The organism is Ruegeria sp. CI1 (assembly GCF_056536925.1).
This window is the reverse complement of sequence record NZ_JBQFQP010000002.1, coordinates 255,749-281,588: the sequence shown is the minus strand read 5'-3', so window position 1 is coordinate 281,588 and position 25,840 is coordinate 255,749. Positions and strand designations below refer to the sequence as shown.

At 58.1% G+C, this 25,840-nt stretch carries 23 protein-coding genes; 13 read left to right on the top strand and 10 right to left on the bottom strand.

Annotated features, from left to right (window positions below; all coding sequences use genetic code 11):
- Positions 1–148 precede the first annotated feature (148 nt).
- The 5 genes from ACR0LZ_RS03330 (at position 149) to ACR0LZ_RS03310 (ending at position 4,983) form a co-directional block, all read left to right on the top strand.
- Positions 149–1,264, top strand: coding sequence for a carboxylate-amine ligase (locus tag ACR0LZ_RS03330; RefSeq protein ID WP_480748353.1), 1,116 nt, complete (start codon positions 149–151; stop codon positions 1,262–1,264).
- A 122-nt stretch (positions 1,265–1,386) separates the two neighbouring features.
- Positions 1,387–2,529: an acyl-CoA dehydrogenase family protein gene (locus ACR0LZ_RS03325; RefSeq protein ID WP_480748352.1), complete on the top strand. Its 1,143-nt coding sequence runs from the start codon at positions 1,387–1,389 to the stop codon at positions 2,527–2,529.
- An 8-nt stretch (positions 2,530–2,537) separates the two neighbouring features.
- On the top strand, positions 2,538–3,578 hold the full coding sequence (locus tag ACR0LZ_RS03320; RefSeq protein ID WP_480748351.1) for an enoyl-CoA hydratase/isomerase family protein: 1,041 nt from the start codon (positions 2,538–2,540) through the stop codon (positions 3,576–3,578).
- A 3-nt stretch (positions 3,579–3,581) separates the two neighbouring features.
- A complete protein-coding gene (gene mmsB / locus ACR0LZ_RS03315) occupies positions 3,582–4,454 on the top strand; it encodes a 3-hydroxyisobutyrate dehydrogenase (protein ID WP_480748350.1) in 873 nt (290 codons plus the stop codon).
- A gap of 103 nt (positions 4,455–4,557) precedes the next feature.
- Positions 4,558–4,983, top strand: coding sequence for a hypothetical protein (locus tag ACR0LZ_RS03310; RefSeq protein WP_480748349.1), 426 nt, complete (start codon positions 4,558–4,560; stop codon positions 4,981–4,983).
- A 2-nt stretch (positions 4,984–4,985) separates the two neighbouring features.
- Here ACR0LZ_RS03310 and ACR0LZ_RS03305 read toward each other — a convergent pair whose 3' ends face one another.
- From ACR0LZ_RS03305 to lpdA, 3 genes are all read right to left on the bottom strand, one after another.
- Positions 4,986–5,570 (bottom strand): VOC family protein, encoded by a 585-nt coding sequence (locus ACR0LZ_RS03305; RefSeq protein WP_480748348.1) that lies wholly within the window; start codon positions 5,568–5,570, stop codon positions 4,986–4,988.
- 77 nt (positions 5,571–5,647) lie between these two features.
- Positions 5,648–8,506 carry an excinuclease ABC subunit UvrA gene (uvrA, locus tag ACR0LZ_RS03300; RefSeq protein ID WP_480748347.1) on the bottom strand — a complete coding sequence of 953 codons (2,859 nt, stop codon included), beginning with the start codon at positions 8,504–8,506 and terminating at the stop codon, positions 5,648–5,650.
- Positions 8,507–8,878: 372 nt separating this feature from the next.
- Entirely contained in the window at positions 8,879–10,273 is a 1,395-nt protein-coding gene (gene lpdA, locus ACR0LZ_RS03295; RefSeq protein WP_480748346.1) for a dihydrolipoyl dehydrogenase, read from the bottom strand.
- 216 nt (positions 10,274–10,489) lie between these two features.
- On the opposite strand from lpdA, the gene ACR0LZ_RS03290 reads away from it, so the two are divergent.
- Positions 10,490–10,924 (top strand): hypothetical protein, encoded by a 435-nt coding sequence (locus ACR0LZ_RS03290; RefSeq protein WP_480748345.1) that lies wholly within the window; start codon positions 10,490–10,492, stop codon positions 10,922–10,924.
- Here the strand turns inward: ACR0LZ_RS03290 and ACR0LZ_RS03285 are convergent.
- The 4 genes from ACR0LZ_RS03285 to ACR0LZ_RS03270 form a co-directional block, all read right to left on the bottom strand.
- Positions 10,921–11,499 (bottom strand): DUF924 family protein, encoded by a 579-nt coding sequence (locus tag ACR0LZ_RS03285; RefSeq protein WP_480748344.1) that lies wholly within the window; start codon positions 11,497–11,499, stop codon positions 10,921–10,923. The two genes, ACR0LZ_RS03290 and ACR0LZ_RS03285, sit on opposite strands and share 4 nt — an antisense overlap.
- Positions 11,500–11,608: 109 nt before the next feature.
- Positions 11,609–12,880 carry an MFS transporter gene (locus tag ACR0LZ_RS03280; protein ID WP_480748343.1) on the bottom strand — a complete coding sequence of 424 codons (1,272 nt, stop codon included), beginning with the start codon at positions 12,878–12,880 and terminating at the stop codon, positions 11,609–11,611.
- A 108-nt stretch (positions 12,881–12,988) separates the two neighbouring features.
- Entirely contained in the window at positions 12,989–14,035 is a 1,047-nt protein-coding gene (gene queA, locus ACR0LZ_RS03275; RefSeq protein WP_480748342.1) for a tRNA preQ1(34) S-adenosylmethionine ribosyltransferase-isomerase QueA, read from the bottom strand.
- Positions 14,036–14,079: 44 nt separating this feature from the next.
- On the bottom strand, positions 14,080–17,379 hold the full coding sequence (locus ACR0LZ_RS03270) for a YhdP family protein (RefSeq protein WP_480748341.1): 3,300 nt from the start codon (positions 17,377–17,379) through the stop codon (positions 14,080–14,082).
- A 165-nt stretch (positions 17,380–17,544) separates the two neighbouring features.
- Here ACR0LZ_RS03270 and ACR0LZ_RS03265 point away from each other — a divergent pair, with 165 nt between their 5' ends.
- The 6 genes from ACR0LZ_RS03265 (at position 17,545) to ACR0LZ_RS03240 (ending at position 22,280) form a co-directional block, all read left to right on the top strand.
- Positions 17,545–18,009 (top strand): peroxiredoxin, encoded by a 465-nt coding sequence (locus tag ACR0LZ_RS03265; protein WP_480748340.1) that lies wholly within the window; start codon positions 17,545–17,547, stop codon positions 18,007–18,009.
- A 21-nt stretch (positions 18,010–18,030) separates the two neighbouring features.
- Entirely contained in the window at positions 18,031–18,885 is an 855-nt protein-coding gene (locus ACR0LZ_RS03260) for a ferritin-like domain-containing protein (RefSeq protein ID WP_480748339.1), read from the top strand.
- 183 nt (positions 18,886–19,068) lie between these two features.
- The gene (locus tag ACR0LZ_RS03255; protein ID WP_480748338.1) at positions 19,069–20,397 is read left to right on the top strand and encodes a DUF5930 domain-containing protein; all 1,329 of its coding nucleotides are present in this window, start codon (positions 19,069–19,071) and stop codon (positions 20,395–20,397) included.
- Complete coding sequence (locus tag ACR0LZ_RS03250) at positions 20,387–20,896, top strand: bactofilin family protein (protein ID WP_480748337.1); 510 nt, start codon at positions 20,387–20,389, stop codon at positions 20,894–20,896. The genes ACR0LZ_RS03255 and ACR0LZ_RS03250 overlap by 11 nt, the downstream gene beginning before the upstream one ends.
- 158 nt (positions 20,897–21,054) lie before the next feature.
- Positions 21,055–21,744 (top strand): aquaporin Z, encoded by a 690-nt coding sequence (gene aqpZ / locus ACR0LZ_RS03245; protein ID WP_480748336.1) that lies wholly within the window; start codon positions 21,055–21,057, stop codon positions 21,742–21,744.
- Between the two features lie 179 nt (positions 21,745–21,923).
- Positions 21,924–22,280 carry a hypothetical protein gene (locus ACR0LZ_RS03240; RefSeq protein ID WP_480748335.1) on the top strand — a complete coding sequence of 119 codons (357 nt, stop codon included), beginning with the start codon at positions 21,924–21,926 and terminating at the stop codon, positions 22,278–22,280.
- A gap of 12 nt (positions 22,281–22,292) precedes the next feature.
- On the opposite strand, the gene ACR0LZ_RS03235 is transcribed toward ACR0LZ_RS03240, so the two are convergent.
- The 3 genes from ACR0LZ_RS03235 to ACR0LZ_RS03225 all read right to left on the bottom strand — a co-directional run bounded on the left by ACR0LZ_RS03235 (position 22,293) and on the right by ACR0LZ_RS03225 (position 24,424).
- A complete protein-coding gene (locus ACR0LZ_RS03235; RefSeq protein ID WP_480748334.1) occupies positions 22,293–23,255 on the bottom strand; it encodes a DUF3179 domain-containing protein in 963 nt (320 codons plus the stop codon).
- 124 nt (positions 23,256–23,379) lie between these two features.
- Entirely contained in the window at positions 23,380–23,925 is a 546-nt protein-coding gene (locus tag ACR0LZ_RS03230; protein WP_480748333.1) for a peptidylprolyl isomerase, read from the bottom strand.
- Positions 23,918–24,424 (bottom strand): peptidylprolyl isomerase, encoded by a 507-nt coding sequence (locus tag ACR0LZ_RS03225; RefSeq protein ID WP_480748332.1) that lies wholly within the window; start codon positions 24,422–24,424, stop codon positions 23,918–23,920. The genes ACR0LZ_RS03230 and ACR0LZ_RS03225 overlap by 8 nt, the downstream gene beginning before the upstream one ends.
- A 133-nt stretch (positions 24,425–24,557) precedes the next feature.
- Between ACR0LZ_RS03225 and ACR0LZ_RS03220 the strand changes: the two genes are divergently transcribed.
- Positions 24,558–25,754, top strand: a complete 1,197-nt coding sequence (locus ACR0LZ_RS03220) for a phosphoglycerate kinase (RefSeq protein ID WP_480748331.1) — start codon at positions 24,558–24,560, stop codon at positions 25,752–25,754.
- Positions 25,755–25,840 lie beyond the last annotated feature (86 nt).

Below are 25,840 nucleotides of genomic sequence, written 5' to 3'. Positions count from 1 at the left end.
TGGGCTTCACCTGAGCGGTCCTTTTTCATTGCGGCTTCGCGCCTCAATACCCGGCCCACAGCGCCTTTCGCAAGAACCTGCGCCCAAACCCTTGGCAAAAAGGGGATTTCCGTATTCACTAGACGAAATTTCGAACGGGAGGCACGACATGCAGCAGGAGTTTACGCTGGGTATCGAGGAAGAATACCTGCTGGTCGACAAGGATTCCCTGCAACTTTCCGAAGCACCTGCGGCATTGATGGAAGCGTGCCAGAGTGATTTCGAAGGTCAGGTCAGTCCGGAGTTCCTGCAATGCCAGATCGAGGTCGGCACCCGCCCCCACGCCACGATTGCCGGCGCACGCGACGACCTCAAGCGTCTGCGGTCCTGCGTGTCCCAACGCGCCGCAGAGCACAATCTGGCGCCGATCGCCGTGTCATGCCATCCCTTCGCCAACTGGAAAGATCAGCATCACACCCGCAAGGAACGCTATGACGCATTGCAGCATGCCCTGGGCGGCGTTGCCCGACGCATGCTGATTTGCGGAATGCACGTTCATGTCGGCATCGAAGACGCATCCCTGCGCGCCGATCTGATGCCCCAGTTGTGCTATTTCCTGCCTCATCTTCTTGCCTTGTCGACCTCGTCACCCTTCTGGAATGGCGAGGACACAGGCCTGTCCTCATATCGCCTGACAGTCTTTGACAACCTGCCGCGAACCGGATTGCCGCCGAGTTTTGGCAGTTGGGCGGAATACCAGCGTACCACCGGTATTCTGGTTGAACTCGGCGTAATCGAGGACACGACAAAAATCTGGTGGGATTTGCGGCCATCGCATCGGTTTCCGACCCTTGAGACCCGGATCATGGATGTTCAGCCGAGACTGGAACATACGCTGTCGCTGGCCGCAATGAACCAGGCGCTTGTGCGCATGCTGTGCCGCCTCAAGGACCGCAACCTGCGGTGGCGCCACTATGATCGTTTCCTGATCGGAGAGAACCGCTGGCGCGCGCAACGCTATGGTGTAGGCGAAGGCCTGATCGACTTCGGTGACCGGTCGATCAAGCCGATGATCGAGTTGATGGACGAATTGATAGGCATGTTGGCCGAGGATGCCGAAGCTCTCGGAACGCTGCCTGAGATTGCTCGTCTGCGCCAGATTGCCAATACCGGCACCTCCGCGACCCGCCAGCGCCGGGTCCATGCTGAAGCCATTTCCAGAGACGAAGATGGCGGTCAGGCAGTCGTTAGACACCTGATCGAAGAATTCCACGCGGACCTCTAGTCTGTCGACAAGCCAAGTCAGGCCGCATCAAACAGCAATGGCTCTTTCTGTCGTTGAAAAACTTCTGTAAGAATTCAGAAATAAACAGTCGTTCAATTCATCGCGCGCAAGGGAGACAGGCCATGGATTTCGCACTGACCGAGGAACAGACAGCCATTTTTGACATGGCCCACGCCTTTGGGCAGGAAAACATCGCCCCCTTTGCCCGTCAATGGGAGGCCGAGGGCACGATCCCAAAAGAGCTGTGGCCACAGGTTGGCGAACTTGGGTTTGGCGGCCTTTATGTCTCGGAAGAAAGTGGCGGCTCGGGTCTGACCCGGCTCGACGCGACGCTAGTCTTCGAAGCCCTGTCGATGGCCTGCCCCTCGGTCGCGGCCTTTCTATCGATCCACAATATGTGCGCCAAGATGCTTGACAGCTTCGCCAGCGACGAGCTGAAGGCGCGCATCATGCCGGACGTGTTGAGCCTCAACACCGTGCTCAGCTATTGCCTGACCGAACCCGGCTCGGGGTCGGATGCGGCAGCCCTGAAGACCCGTGCCGAACGCACCAACGAAGGTTACACGCTCAACGGCACCAAGGCGTTCATCTCGGGTGGCGGATATTCCGACGCCTATGTCTGCATGGTGCGCACCGGTGAAGACGGTCCCAGGGGGATTTCAACCGTTTATGTCGAGGATGGCACCCCCGGCCTCAGCTTTGGCGCGCTGGAACAAAAGATGGGCTGGAAAAGCCAGCCGACAGCGCAGGTCCAATTCGATGATTGCAAGATTCCCTCCGGTAATCTGGTGGGAACCGAAGGCGATGGTTTCAAATACGCGATGATGGGCCTGGATGGCGGGCGCCTGAACATCTCGTCCTGCTCACTTGGGGCCGCGCAGACTGCAATCAACATGACGCTGCAGTACATGTCCGAGCGCAAGGCTTTCGGCAAATCCATCGATCAGTTCCAGGCGCTGCAATTCCGGCTGGCGGATATGGAGATCGAGCTGCAGGCGGCACGCACCTTTCTGCGCCAGGCCGCATGGAAACTGGATCAGGGCACGCCGGATGCCACGAAATTCTGTGCGATGGCCAAAAAGTTTGTAACCGAGACCGGATCGAAAGTCGTGGATCAATGCCTGCAATTGCACGGCGGATACGGTTATCTTGCTGATTACGGGATTGAAAAACTTGTCCGTGACCTGCGCGTGCATCAGATCCTCGAGGGAACAAACGAGATCATGCGCGTCATCGTGGCCCGACACATGCTTGCCAACCGCTGAGGGATTCCATGGCTGACATCGACATCCGAGTGACCGGACGAGCCGGCCGGATCACCCTGACCCGTCCGCATGCGTTGAATGCGATGAGTTATGAGATGTGCATGGCAATCGATACCGCCCTGCGCAATTGGCGCGAGGATGATGATGTCAATCTGGTGATCCTGGATGCCGAAGGCGAAAAGGCTTTTTGCGCCGGCGGTGATATTGCCGAGCTTTATGAAACCGGGATCAAGGGCGATTTCGGCTATGGCCGCACGTTCTGGCGTGACGAATACCGCATGAACGCGATGATTTTCGAGTACCCCAAGCCGGTCGTGAGCTTCATGCAGGGCTTTACCATGGGCGGCGGTGTCGGCATCGGGTGTCATGGCACCCACCGGGTTGTTGGCGAAAGCTCCAAAATCGCCATGCCGGAATGCGGCATTGGCCTGATCCCCGATGTGGGTGGGACGCTGAAGCTTTCACTGGCGCCGGGCCGGGTGGGTGAATATCTGGGATTGACCGCCGGGCGCATGGGGCCGGACGACGCCATTTTTGCGGGCTTCGCAGACCACTATATCCCGCAGGAAAAGTGGGGCGGCCTGATCGAAATGCTCGAAGCCTCGGGCGATGCCGAACACGTCGCAACCCATTCAGAACCCGCGCCCGAAGGTACCCTGCGCCCAGCTCAGACGGACATCGACCGCCACTTTGGCGGCGAGTCATTGGGCGATATCCTGACATCCCTGCGGACCGAAGATACCGATTTTGCCAAAGGCACGCTCAAGGCGCTTGGACGCAACTGTCCGATTTCCATGGCATGCACGGTTGAAATGCTCCATCGGCTTCGCGGCCCGTCCCTGACGATCCGCAAAGCGTTGGAGATGGAATACCGGTTCACCTATCGGTCGGCGGAACACGGCGATTTCCTTGAAGGTATCCGTGCACAGATCATCGACAAGGATCGCAATCCCAAGTGGCAATATGCCGACATGAACGTTCCCGCCGTGGCCGTTTCCAAAATGCTGCAACCACTTGGCGCAGACGCACTGACATTCAAGGAGGAATGAAAGATGAAAATCGGGTTCATTGGTCTGGGCAACATGGGCGCGCCGATGGCCGCCAATCTGGCCAAGGCCGGGCACGAGGTTGTTGGCTTTGATATGGCCGACGTGTCGATCGACGGTGTCCGGATGACCGACAGTGCGGCAATGGCTTCAACGGATGCCGAAGTGGTCATCACGATGCTCCCCAACGGTCAGATCCTGCGGTCGGTGGCTGGTGAGGTGATCCCCGCCATGTCCAGGGGCGCGGCGCTGGTCGACTGTTCCACCGTGGACGTGGACAGTGCCCGCGCGGTGGCCGAACAGGCAAAAGCGGCAGGGTTGCTGTCGGTCGACGCCCCTGTTTCGGGCGGCATCGGCGGCGCGGCAGCCGGGACGCTCACATTCATGGCTGGCGGCTCGGCCGAAGCGTTTGCCAAGGCGGCACCACTGTTTGAGATCATGGGGCAAAAAGCCGTACATTGTGGCGAAGCCGGAGCCGGACAGGCGGCCAAGATCTGTAACAACATGATCCTCGGCGTCACCATGATCGCCACATGCGAAGCCTTTGCGCTGGCCGACAAGCTGGGCCTGGACCGGCAAAAGATGTTCGACGTGGTTTCAACTTCTTCCGGCTACAGCTGGACCATGAACGCCTATTGTCCCGCTCCGGGCGTCGGTCCGCAAAGTCCTGCGGACAATGACTACAAGCCGGGATTTGCAGCTGAACTGATGCTCAAAGACCTGCGTCTCAGCCAGCAAGCCGCCGAAAGCGCCGATGCGGATACTCCAATGGGCAAGGCCGCCACCGCGCTTTATGAAGCTTTTGTCGAAAACGAAGATGGCAAGGGCATGGATTTCAGCGCCATGCTACCCCGGTTCGAAAAGCGGAGTCGTGACTGACGGCAGGTTTTCGCCCAGTGGTTTGAAAAGCGGGCGCAATTCCCCATCTGATGAGGTAACGCTAGTTCAACAGCCTCAGCGTTACCGCATAGGAGCATGATCGATGAAAATGCTAGCCTTTACCGCCGCGATTCTTGCGCTGGCCCTTAGCCCGGCAGTTGCTATGGCTGGCAATGGGAACGGCAAAGGAAAAGGCAAGGGAAACAACAACAACAACAACCGTGTGAAGATTGAGCGCGTATCGCCAGATTATGGCCGCGATGATCGCCGGTACTACGGTTCTGTCGGTCATTGCCCACCTGGCCTTGCCAAAAAGGCGGTGCCTTGTGTTCCGCCCGGTCAGGTCAAGAATCGCTACTACACCGGGGACTACATCTATCGCGACTACATCCGGATCGACGATCCCTATCGCTATGGTCTGAGGCGCGATGGTTACTATGTCCGCGCTGGCGACTACGTCTACAGCGTCGACCGTGATACCCATAAGGTGTTGAACCTGATCGGCGCGGTTGCCGATATCCTGAACTGACTTCAGCGATACGGGTTCTTTGGCGAGCGGTCCTGTGACAGGCTGTCTTGCCTGCTTTGCACCAAATCTCCGATTGCATCCGCCAAATGGATGCGGTCGATGTTGTAGTCGCCTCTTTCGACCCGCAACCGGTGTGCCCGGATCAGAACATCTGCGTGAGTACAGCCTGTCGGCGGATCGAACCGATAGCTTGCCAGTTCGATCAGCAATCCCAGCGGGTCCTTGAAATAGATCGAATCCATGAACCCCCGATCCTTGGGGCCGGAATGGCCGATCCCCCGTTCCTCAAGCCGCTCGACGGCCTGCCAGAACGTCGCTTGAGACACATTGAAGGCCAGATGGTGCACGCAGCCCGGATCGGTCGGTGTACGTTCGCGACTGCCTTGTCGATTTTCATTGGTGAATACCGTGATCAGCCGCCCGTCACCGGGGTCGAAATACAGATGACCTTCGTCCGGATTATCAAGGTTGGGCTGGTCGAACACAAAGGGCATGCCCAGCACGCCCTCCCAAAAATCAAGGCTGGTTTGCCGGTCCGCTCCGGTTAACGTGATGTGATGCACCCCTTGGGTCTGCAACTTGCGCATCTTCTCTCCTCCCTTGTTACAAAGAGGGTGCCACAGTCTGGCACGCGTTGCAGCCCGGAAATGATTTGGTCGATGCCCTACTCGGCCGCAACCCGTTCGGGATTCAACATCGGCTTCAGATACCGCCCGGTATGGCTGCGTTCGCATTCGGCCACGTCCTCTGGGGTGCCTTCGGCAACGATCCGTCCACCGCCATCACCGCCTTCGGGGCCGATATCGATGATGTGGTCGGCGGTTTTCACCACGTCCAGATTGTGCTCGATCACCACGACAGTATTGCCCTGTTCAACCAATTCATGCAAAACTTCCAACAGCTTGCGCACGTCTTCAAAATGCAGACCTGTGGTGGGTTCATCCAGAATATAAAGAGTGCGACCTGTCGAACGCTTGCTGAGTTCCTTTGACAGCTTCACCCGTTGCGCCTCACCGCCGGAAAGCGTTGTGGCCTGCTGACCGACCTTGATATAGCCCAGACCCACCCGCGCCAAAGCATCCATCTTTTCGCGGATCGACGGCACCGCCTTGAAAAACTCCTGCGCATCCTCGACCGTCATGTCCAGCACATCTGCGATGGATTTGCCCTTGAACTTGATTTCAAGCGTTTCGCGGTTGTAGCGTGCGCCCTTGCAGGTTTCGCAGGTGACATAGACATCGGGCAGAAAGTGCATTTCGATCTTGATGACACCGTCACCCTGACAGGCCTCGCACCGCCCGCCCTTGACGTTAAAGCTGAACCGACCGGGCTTGTAGCCGCGCGCCTTGGCCTCGGGCAGACCGGCAAACCAATCGCGGATCGGGGTGAACGCCCCCGTGTATGTCGCCGGGTTCGACCGCGGTGTGCGCCCGATGGGGCGCTGGTCGATGTCGATGACTTTATCCAGAAACTCAAGCCCCTTGATCGTTTCGCATGGCGCTGGGGTTTGCCGCGCGCCATTCAACCTCATCGAGGCGGTCTTGAACAGCGTTTCAATGGTCAACGTTGACTTGCCCCCACCCGAAACGCCGGTCACACAGACGAATTTTCCGAGTGGGAAAACGGCGGTCACCTCCTTGAGGTTATTTCCGGTGGCCTTTACCACAGTGACCTTCTTGCCGTTGCCGACGCGACGATCCGCCGGAATCGCGATCTCGCGCATGCCGGACAGGTATTGGCCGGTGATCGAAGCAGCGTCCGCCGCGATGTGTTCGGGCGTTCCATGGCTGACCACTTGCCCGCCATGCACCCCAGCGCCTGGGCCGATGTCGAAAACGTAGTCCGCCTCGCGGATCGCTTCTTCGTCATGTTCGACCACAATCACCGTATTGCCCTGATCGCGCAGGTTCTTGAGCGTGCCCAGAAGCCGGTCGTTGTCGCGCTGGTGCAGACCAATCGATGGTTCATCCAGCACATAAAGCACCCCGGTCAGACCCGAACCGATCTGGCTGGCCAGACGGATGCGCTGGCTCTCGCCGCCCGACAAGGTCCCACTTGAACGCGACAACGTAAGATATTCCAATCCCACATTGTTCAGGAACCCCAATCGTTCGCGGATTTCCTTGAGAATGGCGCGCGCGATTTCGTTCTTCTGCATGCTCAGATGGTTCGGCGCGTCCTCGATCCAGGCCAAAGCTTCGCGGATCGACATCTGCACCACGTTACCCACATGCTGGCCCGCGATTTTCACCGCCAGCGCTTCTTCGCGCAGGCGATGGCCACGACATGTTCCGCAGGGTCGGTTGTTTTGATAGCGCTCAAATTCCTCGCGAATCCAATTCGAATCCGTCTCGCGATAGCGGCGCTCCATATTCGGGATTACGCCCTCAAAGGTGCGGGTGACTTGATAAACCCGCCCACCCTCGTCGTAGCGGAAGGGAATTTCTTCGTCGCCAGAGCCATACAGGAACACTTGCTGCACCTTCTCGGGCAGATCCTTCCAAGGGGTGTTCTTGTCAAACTCGTAGTGGCGCGCAATGGCCTCGATTGTCTGCAGGAAATAAGGCGACTTGCCCTTTCGCCAAGGCGCCAGCGCCCCGTCGTAGACCTTGAGCGTCTGGTCAGGCACCACGAGGCGTTCGTCAAAAAACAGCTCGACCCCCAGACCGTCGCAATCCGGGCAAGCCCCGAATGGCGCGTTGAATGAAAACAGGCGCGGTTCGATCTCAGGGATGGTGAAACCACTGACAGGGCAGGCAAAATTCTCGGAAAACGTGATCCGCTCCGGATCACCGTCGCGCGGTGCGGTCTCCAGAATGGCGATGCCATCGGCCAGATCAAGCGCGGTTCGCAGGCTGTCGGCCAGACGAGTCTCCATCCCTTCGCGGACCACCAGACGATCCACCACCACATCGATATCGTGGCGGAATTTCTTGTCCAGCACCGGAGGCTCGTCCAACTCATAGAACTGACCATCGACCTTGACCCGCTGGAAACCCTGCTTGCGCAGCTCCAGAAACTCCTTTTTGTACTCGCCCTTCCGATCGCGCACGATCGGCGCAAGCAAATAGCCGCGCGTGCCCTCCTCCATCGCCATAATCCGGTCAACCATGTCCTGCACCTGCTGCGCCTCAATGGGCAGGCCGGTGGCCGGGCTGAAGGGAGTGCCTGCGCGGGCAAACAGCAGACGTAGATAATCGTAGATCTCGGTTACCGTGCCAACGGTCGAGCGCGGGTTTTTCGAGGTCGTCTTCTGTTCGATGGAAATTGCGGGGGACAGGCCGCTGATGTGATCCACATCCGGCTTTTCCATCATATCGAGGAACTGGCGGGCATAGGCCGACAGGCTTTCGACATAGCGCCGCTGCCCTTCGGCATAAATCGTATCGAAGGCCAGCGAGGACTTGCCCGAACCCGACAGCCCAGTGATCACCACCAACTGGTCGCGCGGAATATCCACGTCGATTCCCTTGAGATTGTGCTCACGCGCGCCACGCACTTCGATATTCTTCAGTTCCGCCATGACCTACCTCGGCAACAATTCCTAATAGATAGTTGAGACAGCCTGAGTCTCCAACCAAAAAATAAGAACATACAAAGAACATTCATGCGGTGCCATGGAAAGGCCGGCTGGGGCTCTGCCCCAGACCCCGGGATATTTGAGGCCAGATGAAGTAACGGATCCTTAACCCGTTTTCGGCAGAGTGACCCCGCGGTGCAGGCGGGGACGCCGATGACCGCGCCAGGTGAAGCGCCCCGACCGGTTCGGGGCGCGGACCCCGTGTTCATCTGGCCTCAAATATCCCCGCCGGAGGCACTGGCTTTCGCCAGAAAGCCCAACAAAAAAAGCCGCGCCAGAGGCGCGACCTTTTGAGAATCCAATTGTTTTTCGGGATCACATGTGGATCACCCGCCCGTAAGCGTCCAGCACGCTTTCATGCATCATTTCGCTGAGCGTGGGATGCGGGAAGACGGTGTTCATCAAATCTTCTTCCGTGGTCTCCAATTGGCGGCCCACCACATAACCTTGTATCATTTCAGTGACCTCGGCACCGATCATGTGTGCACCCAGCAATTCACCGGTCTTGGCGTCGAACACGGTTTTGACCAGCCCTTCGGGTTCTCCCAGCGCAATCGCCTTGCCGTTACCAATGAAGGGAAAACGGCCCACCTTGACTTCATACCCCAGTTCCTTGGCCTTGGCTTCGGAATACCCCACTGATGCCACCTGCGGGTGGCAATAGGTGCAGCCTGCAATGCTTTCAGGTTTGACGGGGTGCGCGTGCTTGCCCGCGATCAGGTCCGCCACCATGACACCCTCGTGGCTTGCCTTGTGCGCCAACCACGGCGCACCCGCAATATCGCCGATGGCATAAAGCCCCTCGACCCCGGTACGGCAGAATTCATCCGTCACCACATGGGTGCGATCGATCTTGACCCCCAGGGCTTCGAGCCCGAGGCTTTCCACGTTGCCAACAATACCCACGGCGGAAATCACCGTGTCGAACTCGTGCTTTTCGATCTTGCCCTTGACCTCGATATGGGCGGTGACCTTGCCCTTGCCGCGATCAAGTTGCTTGACCATCGCCTTTTCCATGATGGTCATGCCCTGTTTGGTAAAGGCTTTCTTGGCAAAAGCGCTGATTTCGGCATCTTCGACAGGCAAGACACGATCCAGCACTTCGACCACGGTCGTATCTGCGCCCAGAGTATTGTAAAAGCTCGCGAATTCGATGCCGATCGCGCCCGAACCGATGACCAGAAGCTTCTTTGGCATGCGCGGTGGCTGCAGCGCGTGCTTGTAGGTCCAGACCAGATCGCCATCTGCCTCCAGTCCCGGCAATTCCCGGGCGCGTGCACCGGTAGCAAGGATGATGTTATTTGCGGTCAGTTCCTCGGTGCCCTTGTCGGTCTTGACGCTGACCTTGCCCTTGGCGGGGATCGTCGCCTCCCCCATTACAACGGTGACTTTGTTTTTTCTCAACAGGTGGCCGATACCACCCGACAACTGCGCCGCCACCCCGCGCGAACGTTTGACCACCGCATCCAGATCGTAACCGATATTTTCAGCCTTCAACCCGAAATCCTTGGCCCGCTCCATCAAGTGGAACACTTCCGAAGAGCGCAACAGAGCTTTGGTCGGAATGCACCCCCAATTCAAACAGATGCCGCCCAAATGTTCACGTTCAACAACAGCGGTTTTCAGGCCCAGCTGCGCTCCACGAATGGCGGCGACATAGCCGCCGGGGCCTGCGCCGATTACGATCAGATCAAAGGATTGTGCAGCCATGTTTCCCTCTCGGCGCCGGTCGTTTCAAAACTAGTTTACCATTAAACTAATTTTCCAAGCACATCAACAACACTTCCCCGCGACAAATGCGACGCGAGGTCAAACAGTATGTGACAAGCGGTTTCCAGCCTATACGCGACCACACCGTTTGGCTAGAAAAGAAGGCGTACTGATTGGCATAGCACAATTTCACATCCGGGTTCAGAGGGATCAGATATGGTCAGGACACTCAAAGACTTGCTTCTCGCGATGCTCAACGCGACATTGATCCTTTTGGCGTTGTGCCTGTTTCTGGGATGGAAACTGCTGTCGACCCTCGACGGTTTCAAGGAAGATTTCGCCCAAAGGCTCGAGCTGCTACAGCCGCTGCGCACGCAGACACAAGACATCACGGGCGAGCTGAAGGGACTTAGAAATGATCTGAAGGAACTTGGTGAGAATAACGGGGAGATTTCGCCAGCCGTGGCCCAGAGAATTCTGGGAGTGCTGGCCCGAACAAATGCGATTGAGCAGAGGCTTGAAAAAACTCAGTCTCAATTGGCGGATCTGGCGGATGCCCCAGAGAAACTGATCGATCACGCCATCGACGCGTCCGCTGCGGCCATAGCCAACAGCATAAACGACATCAGAAGTTGCACCCCAGCGTCTTAGATCGCGGCTTGCAGTTCCCGCACGGTCTGACCGTATCCACCACTGCTGACATAATCAGCTTCCTGCGGTGTCATCTCGCGATGGAGAGCTTCGTTGCGATACGGAAAACGCCCGAACTTGCGGATGATCTCGCGATGCGCTTGTGCGTGCAACAGATTGCCGGCACCTGATTGCGGCATACGCTGATGCAGCAGACGAACGCAGCGTTCCTGATCGCACAGGTTTTCCGAATGCATCAACGGCATATAGAAAAACTGCCGTGCCGGCTCATCGATCCTCAGATCCCAGCCCCTGTCGATCGCGCATTTCGCGGCGGACAGAGCCGCGCGGTCTGATGCGAACGCGCGCCCCTCGCCCCGGAACATGTTCCTCGGAAATTGATCCATCAGGATGATGTATGCCAACGTCCCGCTTGGATAGGTCAGCCACAGCGCAAACTTGCCCTGACATGCACCATTCCAGCTTTCGAGAAACTTGTCGCGAACAAGCGCGTCCAGCGCTTCATCCTGCTTGTACCACCCTTCGGGCCCAACTTCATCTAACCAAAAACTCAATACTTCTTCAGGACTTACCATTGCCCTTGCTCCACTAATGTTCCCCCCCAGGGGCACTACTTGTATTAAAATGACTTTTACCAACTTGTTACAATAAAATATTGCAACATTCGCGACACATTTCCAACCACTAAGCTACATCCTGTGCGTCGCGCTCTTCCTGCCCGGCTTCGATCGCAACCTCTTGTGCAACCTCCAGCACGACGGGCGATGCTGTCGGATAGAGCGTGGTCATCGCGCTTGTCTCGTCTATCGGGGTCGAGGCACGCTGCGTCATCCGGTAAAGAGCGTAAAGTGTCATCACGAACAGAAGTCCCGAGAAAAACAGAAAAAAACCGGACGGACCAAAGACACTGTCCCCCATCATCCACCCAACGATCACTGGGCCGGCAATTGCGCCGAGACCGTTGATAAAGACCAGCCCACCCGAGGCGGCGGCCATGTCTTCGTGCTCAAGATAGTCGTTCGTATAAGCGATGAGCAGGGAATACAGCGGGTTGGTCATGCCCCCGATCACGAATGCCGCAGTAAGAAGAACATGGAAACTGTTGCCGAAAATCATCGCAATTAGTGCGGTTCCACCGCCAACGGCGGCGGCCAGCATGATCAGAACGCGCCGATCCATGCGATCCGAGAACCACCCCAGCGGATACTGCAATACCACTGCTCCTACATAGAAAGCCGCAACAAAGGTCGAGATTTCCACAAGGCTCAAGCCTGCCCGCGCGCCATAAACCGCAGACATGCCGAACTGTGCGGAAAAGACACCGCCTAGCAGGAACATCCCTACACATCCCAGCGGCGAGATGTTCATCAACTGTTTCAGCGTCATCGGTTTTGTGGTGTCGAACGCAGGTGTCGGCGAGATCGACAGAAGAATCGGACCGAACGAAATCGACACCAGGATCGACGCGATGACAAAGGTCTCATACCCCGCAGGATCGCCAAGCAAAAGCAGGCCCTGGGCGGTAATGATCCCGGCCATCTGTACGATCATGTACAGCGACAGTGCCTGCCCACGGTTTTCATTACTTGCCGCGTTGTTCAGCCAGCTTTCAGCGGTGACATAGACCCCGGAAAAGCAAAACCCGATGATCACGCGACCAAGCGACCATGCGACCGTGTTGGCCAGCATGGGATACATGATCATCACGGCAGAAATGAACGAGGCCAGCGCCGCAAACACACGTACATGACCAACCCGACGGATCATCTCGGGCGCGAGCCGCGACCCACCAAGAAAGCCCAGGAAATAGGCGGACATGACAAAGGACATCTCAAGGGTCGTAAACCCCTCGATCTCGCCCCGAACGCCCAGCAATGTACCTTGCAGACCATTGCCAACCATCAAAAGGCCCATGCCCAGCAAAAGCGCCCACGCGCTGGAAAGTACCTGAATCATCGGAGCCTCTGTCTATTTCTGCCGCGTTTCGCGTTAGTGTCCACGCAGATATCATTTGTAGGCGCTTTTCGACAACATTTGCCGAAATTGCGCTTTGGAACACGCCATTCAGGGGAACAAAAGCGACGCATCCCCGTAGGAAAAGAACCGGTATTTCGTTTCGATTGCGTGGGCGTAAACACGCTGCATTCGATCACGCCCCATCAGGGCTGAAACCAACATCAGCAAAGTCGATTTGGGCAGGTGAAAATTGGTCATCAAGGCATCTGCGACGTGAAATTCGAATCCAGGGTAGATGAAGATGTCCGTCTCACCTTCCCAGGGTTCGATTTCTCCGCTTCGCGCGGCACTTTCGATGAGTCGCAGCGCGGTTGTGCCAACCGGAATGACCCGACCGCCCGCCGCCTTGGTGGCCCGGATCTCGTCGACCGCCTGCGCACTGACCCGCCCCCATTCCGCGTGCATCCTGTGGGTGGTCACATCCTCGACTTTCACCGGCAAAAAGGTTCCGGCCCCCACATGCAAAGTGACATGAGTGAACGCTATCCCCTTGTCTCTTAGCGCCTGCATCAGCGCATCGTCGAAATGCAGCGAGGCTGTCGGGGCCGCCACCGCTCCGGAATGCCGGGCCCAGATGGTTTGGTAGTCCGTCTTGTCCTGCTCGTCTGCGGGCCGTTTCGCGGCGATATAGGGCGGCAAGGGCATTGCACCCGCCTCTTCCAACGCGCAGTCAAAGTTTTCTCCCGCGAGGTTGAAGCGCAAAAAAGCCTGCCCCTCGTCTACTCGCTCCAGAATGGCGCTGAGTCTGTCGGAAAAGACTATCTCCTCACCGAGTTTCACTTTCTTCAGTGGCTTAATCAGCGCTGCCCATGTGCCCTCGGCCTGAGGGTCGAGCAACGTCGCCTCTATCGCGGCCGAAACCGGGCCTTGCGAGCTTTGCCTGTGCCGACGCCCGCTGAGCCGAGCCGGGATAACCCGCGTGTCATTCAGCACCAACCGGTCTCCCGGTCGCAACCAGTCCGGCAGATGAATGGCTGTGGAATCCGTGATCCGATCGGCCTCTGCCACCAGCAAACGCGCAGAAGAACGCGGGCTGGCAGGGCGGGTGGCGATCAGGTCTTCGGGCAGGTGGAAATCAAAGTCGCTCAGTTTCATGCGCGCGCTTTATCTTGCCCAAAAGGATTCGACCATCACCCACTTCATCGATCGCTGCCTTGCAAGCGTTTCGTTGGCTTCTCTGCCGCCTCGTTCTCGGGGGTCAACAGTTCACTCGCGTCATCCGGCAAGGCTGGTGGCGGTGTGCGCAAAAGGTTTCGCAAAAAGACAGGAGCCAGTCCGGACAAGGGATTTACGCCCACTTTCGGATCGGATAGCGGGCCGCTCAGTGTATAGTTGAATGCGAACACACCCTCGCCCTTGCGGGTCAGAACACTGCCGATCGCATTCAGCAGGTAAACCGGCGTCACTGCCCCCTGCAAATCCAGCCAGCGGCGCTCTGTATCCACCTTTCCGTCAAATGAAAGCCCGATGGACGGGCCAACCGCACTACCGCTCAGCACCGTGACCTCGGACGGTGAAATCCGCATCTGACTGTCGATGCCAGTGAAATATATTCCCTGCCCCGTCATTTCATCCAAGAGACCAACCAGGCTGATTGCATTAAGCAAAGCCGCCATAGCCGGGGCGTCCTTGACCCGGGTATCTGTAATTCTCAGTACGGCATCATAGTGTCCAGAGGCCTGAACCGGTTCGAGAGTAAGGCGAAAGTTGCCCCCATGCGCCTGCGTCAGAATTTCCGAAGACCGCATGACCCCGCCGGCATCCGCCGACTGCAGAATGATACTGCTGCGATCTGCGCGGGGCACCAATTGCCCCGAAACCGATGTTCCGCCATTGACTTGCGCTGTGAAAGTTCCGCCAAGCCCTCCAGACGTGCTGAAGCCGCCCTGAAACCCAGTCAAGGCAATCGTGTCGGTAATCTGCAACCTGTCGAGCCGTACTTCCAGATCCGGGCCACTACCGCCCACAGCGGCCGTTCCACCAGTACCACCAGAGCCGAAAGTGGCGGTTCTCATATCCATTCGACCTCCAAGAATGCGAATGTCGGGCGCCTGATTTCCTCGGCTCACCAACTCCACAGGGATCGACAACCAGTCGTCTATTTCAAAGGAAGAAAGCCGCACGCGATCCATCTGAGACTGATTGGTGAACGAAATGGTTCCGGTCGTCTGCAACCCCGCCGCATCGACTTTTAATTCGTCCACGTTCATCCCCGCACCCAAGACAGCTTTCATGGAAAGCGCCCCGGAAGTGTCCGGAGCCTTGCGCCAGCCCAGTTCCGGAATTGCAAGCCCTACCCCGACCAGATCAGACTGTGCCGTCAGCCTCGGAGCTTCACCACCTCCCAGGTCAACGGTCACCTCCGCGTTGCCTTTGCCAGTTAACATCCCGTCCGGAAGCCCCGCCTTGATTTCGGCCATCAACCGTGGCGACAACTCGATCTGGCCCACCAACTGGCTTTGTTCCGGCGTGGAACCGCCAATGGGCTGTGTCCAGCGACCCCGCATCGGAACCGACCCGAAATACCCCTCCCCCGAGATCGAGACTTGCGTCTGATCCCCAGCAAGGTCGAGACGGTCAGCGCGCACCTTGATACCGGGAACAAGCTTGTCGCTGCTCACATTACCCAGATCACCGGTATAGTGAAATTCCATATCCTCCAGCTCGACGCCGTCCCGCAAAGGCAGGGCCAGCGTTCCCTCCAAATCCACCAGACCTTGCGCCAGATCCACAGGCAGGTCGGCTTTGGTCATGACTTCCAATGGTGGGAGGTCCAACAATGAAAGCGCCGCCGTGGCGCTGCCGTGAGCGCGAATTCGAGCAATACCCGGCGCAGCTTTCTTGATGCCGATGTCCGGAATGATAAAGGACGTACCTGCCGCATCGATCGCACCGCCCTGATCCGGAACCACCCGCCCCCGCTGGGCGGTAACCGTAAACCTGCGCCCCACCAAACTGGCCTGCCCCTGGGCATCGACGATAGGCGGAAGGGTCTTGGCAAATTTGATCGTGGCGTCCTTGTAGTCGAAATCGGCATAAAGGTCCGGGGGCGATCCGGGCTTTAGCCTGACGGCAAGATCGAGATCTTCCAACCGCCCATCCAACAGGTTTTCCGACACCCATTCGCGAGGCTTGATAGCGGCTTTTTCCGGCCAGTATTGCAACAATTGTGCGGGCGTCAGATGATCCAGTTGCGCATCCAGATCCACGCCCCATCCATTCGGCAATCCTTTCAGGTTCCCGAAGGCTTGCAAACGGCGGTCCTTGTCCTCGACAACCAGTTGCCCGATCCGCAATTCGAAAGGCGCAAGTTTCAATTGAAAATCGATCGCCGCGCCTGACAATTCCAGTGCTTCGGCATATACTCCGGCCGGGTTGGCCTTGATCCCCGACGACCGGAACTGTGCGGTAAGGCTGTGCAGTTGGCCGGATTCCACGCCCTCAAGATCCGCACGGCCGTCGATCATGGCAGACCCCCACGGCGAGGCAATGGAAATCTCGCTGAAATCCAGAAACTGCCGTTTGGGGTCATAAGAGAAATATGTCCGGGCGGTGTCGAATGGAATGGGACGCACTTCGGGATTGGGCTGCAGGACGCCCTTGGCGATCTGCAACGTCGCAAAGACCGGGTCCAATGTTCCGTCTGCCCCGACGCTGCCACGCAACGCGCCAGACAGCGGCGCGCGCAATACTTGCAGCCAGGCCAGGACCGGGCTTTGCACCGCAATGTCTTCGGCCGGCAGATCGGTGACGCTGACACCGAAACTTGCCTCGGGCGAACCCAGCTTGCTGGTATAGTTGAGCTCGACGGTACTTGCATAATCACGCCCGCCCAAAAGCGAAAAGCCGGTCGCGATGCGGATTTCATCGGCGCCGCGCGTGATCTGGATGCGCCCGCCGTCCAATGTCCACGATCTGTTCTGGCGAAGATCGCTGTAGTGCAGCGTAATCGCGTCCAATTCGAACGAGGTCAGCGCGGACAATGTCGGTGACAGAAACAGGGTGTCGGCTTCTTCGATCAGCTCCCTGATACTGGGCGCTCGTTCCACGGGGGCGCTGTTTTGACCAACGATCAAGGACAATTGGCCGCTCTTTTCGCGTTGCAGAACGATATTCGCTCCACTCATCATAATGCGTTTGGGGCGAATTTCCCCGCGCAACAACGGGCGCATCGCGAGGCTCGCACGCATGTCGGACAGTTGCGCGATTTGGTGCCCCTCACTGTCGCTCAGGGTCACATCCCGCAGCCTCAGACGCGGTCGCCAGCCCTCGTGAATGATGAAACTTACATCCCCGAACTTGATCTGCAGACCGCCGGTGACCTGTTCCAGACGTTGCTCGACGCGGTCCCGCAGCCATTGCGGCGCGTGCATTGTCTGTCCGACAACCATAAGCGCCGAGATCACGGCCAGAACGACCAGAACGAAGCTTCCACGCATTGCCCACACTGCGGCCTTGCGCCTGTGTGAACGGTGACGAGCGGGCTTGTTACTCCCGCCTTCCGGTTTTTCGGATTCGCCTTTGTGTACCTCGGCGTCTTTCAACTTGCCCGTCCCGGCCTAATATGTTGAGCAACATGCACTGATTTCCGCCGGAGAATACTCATGCCCGAAATATCCGATCCCGCTCCCGAATTCACCCTGCCCCGTGACGGCGGCGGAGAAGTCACGTTGTCAGCCCTGCGTGGCACTGCCGTGGTTCTGTTTTTCTACCCCCGTGATGATACTCCGGGCTGCACCAAGGAATCCATTGGATTTTCCGAGCTTTTGCAGGAGTTTGCCGATGCGGGCGCAAAAGTGTTCGGGATTTCCCGCGATAGCGTGGCCAAACATGACAAGTTTGTCGCCAAGCACAGCCTGACCACCCCGCTTTTATCTGATGAAGGATCGACCGTATGCGAGGATTATGGCGTCTGGGTGGAAAAGAACATGTACGGTAAAAAATCCATGGGCATCGAACGCTCGACATTTCTGATCGATCCGCAAGGGCAAATCGCGCAAATCTGGCGAAAGGTGAAGGTGCCCGGCCATGTCGAAGAAGTGCTGCAAGCTGTCCGCAACCTGACTTGAGCCAATCCTTGCGCATTGCGAATGGAGCAAAAAGACGTGCCCCTGACTCTGACTGAAATGGCAACCCAGGTTCTGACCACAGCGGATGGGCACGCCAAGACCGCCCTGTCGCAGAAACATGCTGCGGCGTGGTTCGCCTTTCGCGCCGGGAACGCTCCGGCAATCGATATCGGCACGGCGTCTCCTCCGCTGCATCCGGCCCGTCCTGATCGCCCGGAGCTTCTGTCGCCGCGAGATGTTCCCAAGCGGAGACCCGGATCCGAGGCTGGTCGGATCGCGCTTTTGCATGCCGTTGCGCATATCGAGCTTAACGCAGTGGACCTGCATTGGGATATCATTGCCCGCTTCGGGCACATCCCGATGCCAGTCGGATTTTATGACGACTGGGTAAAATGCGCCGCCGAGGAATCACGCCACTTTGAGCTGGTTTGCGAATGTCTGGACTCGATGGGCAGCCACTATGGCGCTTTGCCCGCACATGCCGGGATGTGGCGCGCGGCCGAGGACACGGCAGAAGATATGATGGGGCGTCTGGCCGTGGTTCCGATGGTGCTCGAAGCCCGCGGTCTGGATGTAACCCCCGGAATGATTGACATTTTCCGCAAAGCCAGGGTGCAGAAAGCCATTGATGCGCTGGAAGTGATCTATGCCGAAGAGGTCGGCCATGTGGCCTATGGGTCAAAATGGTTCCATTTTCTTTGCGGGCGGCAAAACACCGATCCCAAAGAGGTGTTCCACCAGCTCGTGCGGCGCTATTTCCACGGGGCGCTAAAACCCCCTTTCAACGAAGAAAAACGCGCCGAGGCGGGGCTGCCACCCGATTTCTACTGGCCCTTGGCAGATGAACTGCCGCCCCCGGGAAAGACGATCATCTAGACCTTTCGGACACCCGAGATCGGCAAGAACCCGCTCATCCCAAGCGTGTTTCTTCTTCGTTTTTCGACCGACTGGTTAACAAACTTGCCCCAATCGCCTCACCTCGCTATGCAAGCGCCCCAAGGGACGGTCGCATCCACTCTCGATCTGTTCCTTCACAGGGGATGAAAAGAGGAAAGGCGCGTGCGGACACGTCTGACGATCAGAATTCACGCTCTGCTTGAGAAACATTTTCCCGAGCGCAGAGTGTTCCTCAAATCGGACAACGATACGCGCTTCATCCGGTTGCGGCCGGAAACTCAGATCGTCGCATTTTCCGGCGTCACCCTGACGCTTGCCTGGACCATCGTGGCCACGGCCATCATCCTGATGGACAGCATCGGATCAGGCAATTTCCGAGAGCAGGCAAAAAGAGACCAGGCGACATACCAGGAAAGGCTCAACATCCTGTCACAAGAACGGGATATGCGCGCCGAAGAAGCCCTGGCAGCGCACCAACGGTTCAACGCGGCCCTCGAACAGGTTTCAGCAATGCAATCGGAACTGCTGAAATCCGAAAACCGGCGGCGCGAGTTGGAAACCGGGATCGAAGTGATCCAGACCACTTTGCGTGAAACCATGAAGCAGCGCGAAGTGGCCCGTTTGGCGCTGGCAAATCTCGAGCAGAATACAGGCGAAGACGCGGCCAGTGCAAAGCTGGCCGCGTCGGCCCCTGTTCAGATGGCGTTCATGTCCGAAGCTTTGTTGCGAACCGCGCAGGAGCGCGATCTGATTGAGGCCAACGCACAGTCGGCTTTGGATCAACGCGACGATCTGGAACTGGAAATTCAGCTTATGCGCGAACGCAGCGACCAGATTTTCCGTCAACTCGAAGAGGCAATGGCCATCTCGGTCGAACCGCTGGACAAGATGTTCCGGCAGGCGGGTATGCCCACTGACCGCATCCTCGAAGAGGTTCGACGCGGCTATAGCGGTATGGGCGGTCCGCTGACCCCTTTGTCGTTCAGCACGCGCGGTGAAGAACCGACCGCCGACGAGATTCGCGCCAACAATTTGCTAGAGCAGATGGACCAGCTCAATCTTTACCGCATCGCGGCCGAAAAGGCGCCTTTCGCCAGTCCGGTTCATTCCGCAGTTCGGTATACCAGCGGCTATGGCTATCGCCGGGATCCGAAATCCGGCGGTAAGCGCATGCATAACGGGTCGGATTTCGCAGGCTCACACGGCACCGATATCTTTGCCACCGCGGATGGCGTTGTCACTCATGCTGGCTGGCAATCAGGTTTTGGACGGCTTGTGAAGATCAAACACGCTTTCGGAATCGAGACACTTTACGCTCATAACACGTCTATCCGCGTCAAGGTCGGACAAAGGGTCTCGCGCGGGGATCATATAGCTGATATGGGTAGCACCGGACGGTCGACCGGCACACATCTGCACTATGAGGTGCGCGTGAACGGGAAACCCGTGAATCCAATGACTTACATCAAGGCTGCGAGAAATGTTTTCTAAGAGCAAAATCAACGAGCCGGCATCCAAGGCACCCGAAGCGGCCAAGCCCGCAACTCCATCGACACCGCCAAGCCCGGCACCTGCAGAAACCAAGGCAAGCGCGCCCAAGCCAAAGCCGCCCGCATCGGTGCTGTCGTCGGATCTTCATATCACCGGCAACATCAAGACCACCGGCGACATTCAGGTCGAAGGCACGGTCGAAGGCGACATTCGCGCCCACCTGTTGACCATTGGCGAAACGGCCACAATCAAGGGTGAAGTCACGGCTGACGATGTCGTGGTCAATGGCCGCATCGTGGGCCGCGTCCGTGGACTGAAAGTGCGCCTGACCTCGACCGCACGGGTCGAAGGCGACATCATTCACAAGACAATCGCAATCGAAAGCGGTGCCCATTTCGAGGGCTCGGTGCAGCGTCAGGACGACCCGCTGAACCCCGGTCGTTCCGGCAACAAGGGCGCCGGCAATCCAGCCGCGGCAACAGCTGAAGTCAGCCAGTAATTCGGCTGAAATTACGACCTTTGAGCGCCTCGGGAAGCCCCGGGGCGTTTTTAGTTGAAAGACGGCTTCACGCTGCAAGCGGATTGCTGAACATTTTTCTTCCAATTGAAACAAATGCCTGCCTACTATCATGCATTCAACTTTGGGAGGAACGTTGGATGTCTTCAAAGCTTTTAGCGGAATTTTTTGGCACGTTCTGGCTGGTTCTGGGCGGGTGCGGCAGCGCAGTTCTTGCAGCAGGTGTCGCAGACGTTGGCATCGGCTGGCTGGGCGTGGCGCTGGCCTTTGGCCTGACCGTACTGACCATGGCCTTTGCCGTCGGCCATATCTCAGGTGGGCATTTCAACCCTGCCGTCAGCCTTGGCCTGATGATCGCGGGCCGGTTCGAGGCGAAAGACCTGATCCCCTACTGGATTGCCCAGGTCGTGGGTGCAATCGTTGCGGCGGTCGTTCTGTATGTGATTGTCTCTGGCGCGCCCGATTTCACCGGCGTCGGCGGATTTGCGTCAAATGGCTATGGCAGTGCTTCGCCCGGTGGATATTCGATGATGTCCGGATTTGTGACCGAGGTCGTGATGACCGCCTTTTTCCTGTTCATCATTCTAGGGGCAACGTCCAAGGGCGCCCCAGCCGGGTTTGCGCCGATCGCCATCGGTCTCGGCCTGACGCTGATTCATCTGGTTTCAATTCCCGTCACCAACACTTCGGTCAACCCGGCGCGGTCGACCGGTGTGGCGCTGTTTGCCGACGGACCAGCGCTGGCCCAACTCTGGATGTTCTGGGTAGCTCCGCTAATCGGAGGCGCAATCGGCGGCCTGATCTGGAAAGCTGTCTCAACCGACGACTGAAAGATTGCGCGACACCTTACAAACGCCGCCTCATCGGGCGGCGTTTTTCATGAACGTCTCCGGCCCGCCCCTGGTATATGGGTCAGTTCCGTACGCCGAACTCTCGAACACATTTCCGATTCAGGTTCCCGCGTGATATCATGCCCGGGTTTCAGCATTGTATTTTGGAGGGGGAAATCATGATGACACCGGAATTGCGCGCCACCTATTCCCTGGCACGACAGACCCATTATTTCAGGATCATGCAAACGACCATATTCTCGTTCATTGCATTGGCGGCGATCATTGATTTCGGGCCACAGGGCTTTTCGCCTGCGCTGGCCATGCTGGTGATCGTAACTACGGCTTATGGCATCCTCGCTGGCGGTACTGCGCTGGACGATATCATCAACCTGATCGCCGACCTCTCTCCGGACATGGCCGAGACGAATATGGGCAAGGGGATCAAATCCCGGAACATGCCGATGCTCAAAATGATTTCGGCCTTCCTTATCGGGCTGACCGGGTTGGCGGAACTTGTCGCGCTTGCGGCCTGAACACTGCGCGGTTCATCGCCCTAGCATCCATTGCCCGTTCGGCCAGAAAGCATGGAAGGCAAAGGCGAACATGACATCATGGGGCACATCACGTCCCTGCCCGTCGCGAACGCGGATCGATCCCACATCACGCCCATTGCGAATGAGGCCCGTATCCAGTGCCGAGGCCTGACCGGCCTTCCATGTTATGCGCACACCCGCCTCTTTCACGTCAGCCTCCTCGCTGAGCCGCTTCATGGGCCAGGCTAGATTTCCAACCCGCACGACGCGTTCCAGAGGGTGGATGCCATGCGGTGGCATCTCGCCGGAATACAGGAACGGTTTGCGCGACCCGTCATAGCCACGATAAGGATTGCGCCCATATGACCGGCTGTATTCCGGCTCGGCCATGACCAACCCATCCGGGTTGCGGGTGGAAAAGTCCTGCCAGCTTTCCATCCAGGATGGCAGGGTTTTCAGCCGGGTCCCGGTCAGTTGCCCCACGATCGCCTCACCCACCGCCTGTTGCCACCAGCTTTGGGTTTGCCGGTCATACATCACCATGTCCGAGAACCGCAGTTTGCCGCTGACACCAAAACTCAGCTCGCCACTTGCCGTCCTGCGATCAAAGGTAATCGCCGAGTTGCAAAGCGGACAATAGGTAATCGCGACCGGAACACTTCCGATCCGGTCATTCACGATCTCATGCCAGATCAGATAGCGGATCGGGTAGGCCCTAGGCCCTTGGCCGTCGATCTCGACCGTGATTACCGGCTCGCGGGAACTGATCCGGGTTTCCTCGCTGACGACCTTAAACGCAGGTTCGTCAATCGCCGGTATCCCGTCCTTGGGCGGGCCGCCTGACTGAATCTCGGACCAGTTTCGCACGCTTGTACGGTTGAAGTCGGTTTCGGGCCATTCAGTCCGCCAGAACTCGGGACTGGCCCACACTTGTGCGGCCAGGAAAACGGCGATTGCGATCGAAAGAACACGCATGCGGCTTGCTCCCGCCAGATGCTCAATACTGAGCGCGACACGTTCGCAAAGCCACCCCAGCGCACACAGACGTGATGCAATGTGCGGGAGCCCGGCGCAGAGGTTTTCCGCGCCGGGCGCGCCGTCACTCGGTGACGGTGACCTTTTTCATGACATCGGGCTGCCCGATCACGGCGCCATTGGGGCCTTCGCCGCGCTTGATGGCATCGACCACATCCATGCCATCCGTGACTTTACCCACGACGGTGTACTGGCCGTCCAGGAACGGACCCGGCGCGAACATGATGAAGAACTGCGAATTGGCGCTGTTCGGATCCTGCGCCCGCGCCATACCAACAATGCCCCGATCATAAGTGATGTCCGAAAACTCGGCCGCAAGGTCCGGCCGGTCCGACGCACCAGTGCCCGCGCGGCGCATGTCGCTGCCCAGTTTGCCATGCTGCACATCGCCGGTCTGCGCCATGAAACCCTCGATCACGCGGTGGAACACAACCCCGTCATATTGACCGTCTGCCGCCAGTGCCGCGATCTGTTCGACGTGCTTGGGAGCGACGTCCTCGAACAGATCAATGGTGATTGTGCCCTTGGCCTCACCTTCGATCTCGATCTCAAGCCCGGTGGCCAGGGCCGGGCTGGCCAACAGGGCAAATACGGCTGTCAGTTTACGCATCGGCGGCCACCTTGACGCTGATCATGCGATCGGGGCTTGCGGGCGGCTCGCCACGCACGATTGCATCCACATGCTCCATCCCGGCAACCACACGACCATAAACCGTGTATTGGCCGTTCAGGAAATGATTGTCCTTGAAGTTTATAAAAAACTGCGAATTGGCCGAATTCGGGTTGGCCGAACGCGCCGCACCCAGCGTTCCGCGATCATGCGGCAGCTTGGAAAACTCCGCCGGCAAATCCGGCAGAGAGGACCCACCCGTTCCCGCCATGCGGATGTTGAACCCGTCTTCCATATCGCCATGCTGAACGTCGCCTGTCTGGGCCATGAATCCGTCGATTACCCGGTGAAAGCACACGTTGTCATATTCTCCGGCGCGCGCCAGTTCCTTCATCCGCCCGCTGTGTTGCGGGGCGACATCAGGCAGCAGTTCGATAACCACATTGCCGTTCTTCAACTCGATGATGATGGTGTTTTCGGGATCCTTGATCTCGGCCATTGGGCCCTCCTGTCGATGGATATTGCGCGAATACCTAAGCCCCACGCGCGCGAATGCCAAGTGATGCATTGACCTTGACGTGAAATGCAGGAAAAGAACCGCCCAAACCGGATGCAATCAGCGGAGCGGCAAAATGGGCTGGAAGACACTCGACGACATGAATCTGAGCGGCAAGCGCGTGCTGGTGCGGGTCGATATCAACGTACCGATCGTGGATGGCGTGGTGACCGACTCCACTCGCATCCGCCGCATCGCTCCGACCGTGCGCGACATCCTTGCCGCCGGTGGCCGTCCGATCCTGCTGGCCCATTTCGGTCGCCCCGGCGGCGAACGGCGCGAGAACCTGTCGCTGAAACAACTGGTCCCGACACTGGAACGCGCCTTTGAAACCAAGGTCCGTTTCGCTGCCGATTGCATCGGCCCGGCTGCCGAGCTTGCCGCTGAATCCTTGCAACCGGGAGAGGTTCTGCTGTTGGAAAACACCCGGTTTCATGCAACTGAAACCAAGAACGACCCGGACCTTGCCGCAGGTATGGCACGGCTGGGCGACGTCTATTGCAACGACGCGTTTTCCGCGGCCCACCGCGCCCATTCCTCGACCGAGGCCATCGCCCGCCTGCTGCCCGCCTGTGCAGGCCGCCTTATGCAGGCAGAGTTGCAGGCACTGGAAAGTGCGCTGGGTGCTCCAAAACGCCCGGTCACGGCAGTTGTCGGCGGCGCCAAGGTGTCGACCAAGCTGGAATTGCTAGGCAACCTGATCGATAAGGTGGATTATCTGGTGATCGGTGGCGGCATGGCCAATACCTTCCTCGTCGCCAAGGGCCATCACGTCGGAAAATCTCTGGCCGAACGGATCATGAAAGACACCGCCGCTGAAATTCTTGCCAAGGCCGAGGCGTCTGGCTGCAAGATTGTCCTGCCCAGTGACATCGTCGTGGCCAAGAAGTTCGAATCCCACGCACCGCATGAAGTTCTTCCCGCCGATCAATGCCCCGAAGACGGGTTGATCCTGGATGCGGGACCCGACAGCGTCGCCACGATCATCGATATTTTCAACCAAAGTCAAACGGTGATCTGGAACGGCCCGCTGGGCGCTTTCGAATTGGAACCGTTTGACGCTGCAACCAACGCAGCGGCCCTGAAGGCGGCCGCCCTGACCCGTGCGGGCAAGCTGACGTCGGTTGCGGGGGGCGGTGACACTGTCGCGGCGCTGAACGCATCCGGGGCCGCCGGGGATTTCTCGTATATCTCCACCGCAGGCGGTGCGTTCCTTGAATGGATGGAAGGCAAAACCCTGCCCGGTGTCGCTGCGCTGGAACAGGATAACTGATCTTCGTTTGGCTTACCCTTTGGAATCAAATCGTGAATCTCAATGCATTTTTGGGATTCACAAGCCGAATCACCTGTGACATATTG

Bases quoted from the DNA above. Each gene is read 5' to 3' on its own strand.
- ACR0LZ_RS03325 (WP_480748352.1), top strand. From the start codon at position 1,387: ATGGATTTCGCACTGACCGAGGAACAGACAGCCATTTTTGACATGGCC.
- ACR0LZ_RS03270 (WP_480748341.1), bottom strand. From the start codon at position 17,379: ATGCGTGGAAGCTTCGTTCTGGTCGTTCTGGCCGTGATCTCGGCGCTT.
- ACR0LZ_RS03280 (WP_480748343.1), bottom strand. From the start codon at position 12,880: ATGATTCAGGTACTTTCCAGCGCGTGGGCGCTTTTGCTGGGCATGGGC.
- ACR0LZ_RS03250 (WP_480748337.1), top strand. From the start codon at position 20,387: ATGTTTTCTAAGAGCAAAATCAACGAGCCGGCATCCAAGGCACCCGAA.
- ACR0LZ_RS03230 (WP_480748333.1), bottom strand. From the start codon at position 23,925: ATGCGTAAACTGACAGCCGTATTTGCCCTGTTGGCCAGCCCGGCCCTG.
- ACR0LZ_RS03265 (WP_480748340.1), top strand. From the start codon at position 17,545: ATGCCCGAAATATCCGATCCCGCTCCCGAATTCACCCTGCCCCGTGAC.
- uvrA (WP_480748347.1), bottom strand. From the start codon at position 8,506: ATGGCGGAACTGAAGAATATCGAAGTGCGTGGCGCGCGTGAGCACAAT.
- queA (WP_480748342.1), bottom strand. From the start codon at position 14,035: ATGAAACTGAGCGACTTTGATTTCCACCTGCCCGAAGACCTGATCGCC.
- ACR0LZ_RS03310 (WP_480748349.1), top strand. From the start codon at position 4,558: ATGAAAATGCTAGCCTTTACCGCCGCGATTCTTGCGCTGGCCCTTAGC.
- ACR0LZ_RS03240 (WP_480748335.1), top strand. From the start codon at position 21,924: ATGATGACACCGGAATTGCGCGCCACCTATTCCCTGGCACGACAGACC.
- lpdA (WP_480748346.1), bottom strand. From the start codon at position 10,273: ATGGCTGCACAATCCTTTGATCTGATCGTAATCGGCGCAGGCCCCGGC.
- ACR0LZ_RS03225 (WP_480748332.1), bottom strand. From the start codon at position 24,424: ATGGCCGAGATCAAGGATCCCGAAAACACCATCATCATCGAGTTGAAG.
- ACR0LZ_RS03285 (WP_480748344.1), bottom strand. From the start codon at position 11,499: ATGGTAAGTCCTGAAGAAGTATTGAGTTTTTGGTTAGATGAAGTTGGG.
- ACR0LZ_RS03305 (WP_480748348.1), bottom strand. From the start codon at position 5,570: ATGCGCAAGTTGCAGACCCAAGGGGTGCATCACATCACGTTAACCGGA.
- ACR0LZ_RS03320 (WP_480748351.1), top strand. From the start codon at position 2,538: ATGGCTGACATCGACATCCGAGTGACCGGACGAGCCGGCCGGATCACC.
- ACR0LZ_RS03220 (WP_480748331.1), top strand. From the start codon at position 24,558: ATGGGCTGGAAGACACTCGACGACATGAATCTGAGCGGCAAGCGCGTG.
- ACR0LZ_RS03235 (WP_480748334.1), bottom strand. From the start codon at position 23,255: ATGCGTGTTCTTTCGATCGCAATCGCCGTTTTCCTGGCCGCACAAGTG.
- ACR0LZ_RS03290 (WP_480748345.1), top strand. From the start codon at position 10,490: ATGGTCAGGACACTCAAAGACTTGCTTCTCGCGATGCTCAACGCGACA.
- aqpZ (WP_480748336.1), top strand. From the start codon at position 21,055: ATGTCTTCAAAGCTTTTAGCGGAATTTTTTGGCACGTTCTGGCTGGTT.
- mmsB (WP_480748350.1), top strand. From the start codon at position 3,582: ATGAAAATCGGGTTCATTGGTCTGGGCAACATGGGCGCGCCGATGGCC.
- ACR0LZ_RS03330 (WP_480748353.1), top strand. From the start codon at position 149: ATGCAGCAGGAGTTTACGCTGGGTATCGAGGAAGAATACCTGCTGGTC.
- ACR0LZ_RS03260 (WP_480748339.1), top strand. From the start codon at position 18,031: ATGGAGCAAAAAGACGTGCCCCTGACTCTGACTGAAATGGCAACCCAG.